The following is a 903-nucleotide window of genomic DNA, read 5'->3' as shown; positions in this document are numbered from 1 at the left end:
AAAACCCATTGGGTGTTGTATGGTTAAGCCTCACGGGTCATTAGTACAGGTTAGCTCAACGCCTCACAACGCTTACACACCCTGCCTATCAACGTGGTAGTCTTCCACGGCCCTTTAGTGGACTTAAAGTCCAAGTGAGAACTCATCTTGAGGCTCGCTTCCCGCTTAGATGCTTTCAGCGGTTATCGATTCCGAACTTAGCTACCCGGCAATGCCACTGGCGTGACAACCGGAACACCAGAGGTTCGTCCACTCCGGTCCTCTCGTACTAGGAGCAGCCCCTCTCAATTCTCAAACGCCCACGGCAGATAGGGACCGAACTGTCTCACGACGTTCTGAACCCAGCTCGCGTACCACTTTAAATGGCGAACAGCCATACCCTTGGGACCGACTTCAGCCCCAGGATGTGATGAGCCGACATCGAGGTGCCAAACACCGCCGTCGATATGAACTCTTGGGCGGTATCAGCCTGTTATCCCCGGAGTACCTTTTATCCGTTGAGCGATGGCCCTTCCATGCAGAACCACCGGATCACTATGACCTACTTTCGTACCTGCTCGACGTGTCTGTCTCGCAGTTAAGCTGGCTTATGCCATTGCACTAACCGTATGATGTCCGACCATACTTAGCCAACCTTCGTGCTCCTCCGTTACTCTTTGGGAGGAGACCGCCCCAGTCAAACTACCCACCAGGCACTGTCCTCAATCCCGATTCAGGGACCTAAGTTAGAACATCAACACTACAAGGGTGGTATTTCAAGGTCGGCTCCACATCATCTAGCGACAATGCTTCAAAGCCTCCCACCTATCCTACACATGTAGGGTCAATGTTCAGTGCCAAGCTGTAGTAAAGGTTCACGGGGTCTTTCCGTCTAGCCGCGGGTATACGGCATCTTCACCGCAA

The 903-nt window shown here is 52.8% G+C and carries 1 rRNA gene; it reads right to left on the bottom strand.

From position 1 onward, the window contains the following. Window positions 1-19: 19 nt before the first annotated feature. Window positions 20-903 (bottom strand): 23S ribosomal RNA (locus FCL42_RS21490); the annotation flags it as partial.

It is taken from the genome of Ferrimonas aestuarii, assembly GCF_005116665.1.
Taxonomy (GTDB): domain Bacteria; phylum Pseudomonadota; class Gammaproteobacteria; order Enterobacterales; family Shewanellaceae; genus Ferrimonas; species Ferrimonas aestuarii.
This window is presented reverse-complemented; position numbering and strand designations above follow the sequence as displayed.